The sequence below is a fragment of the Pseudomonas sp. SDO5522_S412 genome, assembly GCF_054071215.1.
In genome coordinates this window covers 1-2691 of record NZ_JBSVWQ010000394.1, presented here as the reverse complement: position 1 = coordinate 2691, position 2691 = coordinate 1, and the positions used below count along the sequence as shown (strand labels likewise).

Sequence of the window (2691 nt, the reverse complement as noted above, 5' to 3'; positions counted from 1 at the left end):
TCAGATAAGCATTCGTTGACTGACACACCGCTTTCGCGAGCAAGCCCGCTCCCACATTGACCTCACTCCGACTTGAGGTATCAGTCGAAGGTAATACCCTGGGCCAGCGGCAGTTCCAGCGAGTAGTTCACGGTGTTGGTCTGGCGACGCATGTACCCGCGCCATGCATCCGAGCCCGACTCACGCCCGCCACCGGTCTCTTTCTCACCGCCAAACGCGCCACCAATCTCCGCGCCGCTCGGGCCGATGTTGACGTTGGCGATCCCGCAGTCACTGCCCACCGCCGACATGAACTGCTCGGCCTCGCGCACGTCAGTGGTAAAGATGCACGAAGACAGGCCTTGTGGCACCGCATTGTTCAGGCGCAGCGCTTCAGCGAAATCGGTATAGCCGACCACATACAGAATCGGCGCGAACGTCTCGGTGCACACCACATCACTCTGCTCCGGCATTTCCACGATGGCCGGCGACACGTAGTAAGCGTTGGGGAACGTGTCTTCCAACTGGCGCTTGCCGCCAAACACCCGGCCGCCTTCGCTCAAGGCCTGCTCCAGGGCGTCCTGCATGTTTTCGAAGCTGTGCTTGTCGATCAGCGGGCCGATCAGGTTGCCTTCCAGCGGATGGCCGATGCGCACTTTGGAATACGCAGCCTTGAGGCGGGTGACGATTTCCTCCTTCACCGACTCATGGGCGATCAAGCGGCGCAGGCTGGTGCAGCGCTGCCCGGCGGTGCCGACGGCGCTGAACAGGATGGCGCGCACGGCCATGTCCAGGTCGGCGCTTGGGCCGAGGATCATCGCGTTGTTGCCGCCCAGTTCGAGAATGCTGCGGGCAAAACGTGCAGCGACTTTCGGCGCTACTTCGCGGCCCATGCGGGTGCTGCCGGTGGCGCTGATCAGCGCAACACGCGGGTCATCCACCAGTGCGGCGCCGGCATCGCGGCCACCGATGATCACCTGGCTGAGGTACGGCGGCGCATCGCTGAAGTTCTTCAGTACGCGCTCGAACAGTGCCTGGCAGGCCAGGGCGGTAAGCGGGGTTTTTTCCGACGGTTTCCAGATCACTGCGTTGCCGCACACCAGCGCCAGCGCGGTGTTCCACGCCCATACGGCGACCGGGAAGTTGAAGGCGCTGATCACGCCAACCACGCCCAGCGGGTGCCAGGTTTCACGCATGTGGTGGCCCGGACGCTCGGAGGCGATGGTCAAGCCGTACAGCTGGCGCGACAGGCCGACGGCGAAGTCGCAGATGTCGATCATTTCCTGCACTTCACCCAAACCTTCCTGGGTGATCTTGCCGGCTTCCCACGACACCAGCTCGCCGAGGTCGGCCTTGTACTCGCGCAACACGTCGCCGAACTGGCGCACCAGCTCACCACGACGCGGGGCCGGCACCTTGCGCCAGGCCTCGAATGCATGCTCGGCGCGACTGACCTGCTGCTCCACCTCGGCGGCGCCTTCCCAGTGCACACTGGCAATCCGGCTGCCATCAATGGGCGAATGCACGGGTTGTTTACCCGACTGGTACAGCGCCGGGTTTACCCCGAGACGATCAAGCAATGCGGCAACCATGGGTCACTCCTTCAATCTACAAACAGAAATTTGCGCCGCCAGCGGTCGCGGCGATCCAGACCTTATTTGTAGCTGGCCCAAGACTTGCCAACAAACGACGATTAGGCGAGATATCATTCCGTTTATTCATGCTAAGAACAAAAAGAGGCGTGCCGTGCTGAATAAAAGACATTTGCCCTCGATCACCGCCCTGCAGTGCTTCGAAGCGGTCACCCGCCACCTGAGTTTTACCCGCGCCGCCGAAGAGCTGAACCTCACCCAGAGCGCTGTCAGCAAACAGGTCGCGCAGCTGGAAGAACTGTTGCAGCACCTGCTGTTTCGCCGGGTGCGCCGCCGCTTGCAGATGACCCCGGCGGGCGATCTGTACCTGGTGGAAGTGCGCAAGATCCTCACCCAGGTGGAGATGTCCACCCATTACCTGCGCTCCTACGGCGGCGAGACTGAAGTGCTGCGGGTGTCCACGCCCTACACCTTCGGCGCCCGCTGGCTGGTGCCGCGCCTCAAGGGCTGGCGACTGCGCCATCCGCAGATTCACCTGGACCTGTGCAACGAACAGGAGCCCGACGAGCTGCTGCAAGGCAAGGCCGACCTGGCCTTCTACTTTGGCCAGGGCTCACGGCCCGGCACCGAGAGCCTCAAGCTGTTCAGCGAAGAACTGGTGCCCGTGTGCTCACCCGACAGCCTGCCCGCCCAAGCATTTACCGACCCCACGCAACTGAGCGAACTGGTGTTGCTGCAAAACGCCTCGCGCCCGCAAGGCTGGCATGACTGGTTCGCCGCCCAGGGTCATCACACCGAGCACAGCTACCATGGGCCGCGCTTCGAGACCTTTTATATGTGCATTCGCGCCGCACAGGTTGGCTGCGGTGTGGCGCTGCTGCCCAGGTTTCTGGTGGAAGAAGAGCTCGCCGAAGGCAAGCTGGTGATCCCCTGGCAGCATGCGATGCCGAGCCAGGATGCCTATTACCTTGCCTACCCCGAGCACTCGGCTGAAGTGCCCAAGGTGCGGGATTTTGTGAAGTGGATGATGGAGCAGGTTGAGTCTGATTGAGGCGCGTCGCCTGCAATACCGCCTTCGCGAGCAAGCCCGCTCCCACATTTGGAACGCATTTCAAATGTG

Annotated in this window: 2 protein-coding genes; one reads left to right on the top strand and one right to left on the bottom strand. The window is 62.3% G+C overall.

Annotation, left to right across the window (positions count from 1 at the left end; genetic code table 11):
- Positions 1-80: 80 nt before the first annotated feature.
- A complete protein-coding gene (amaB, locus tag ACW9I6_RS31935) occupies positions 81-1571 on the bottom strand; it encodes an L-piperidine-6-carboxylate dehydrogenase (RefSeq protein WP_003217452.1) in 1491 nt (496 codons plus the stop codon).
- 154 nt (positions 1572-1725) lie between these two features.
- On the opposite strand from amaB, the gene ACW9I6_RS31930 reads away from it, so the two are divergent.
- Positions 1726-2622: a LysR family transcriptional regulator gene (locus tag ACW9I6_RS31930; protein ID WP_003217454.1), complete on the top strand. Its 897-nt coding sequence runs from the start codon at positions 1726-1728 to the stop codon at positions 2620-2622.
- Positions 2623-2691 lie beyond the last annotated feature (69 nt).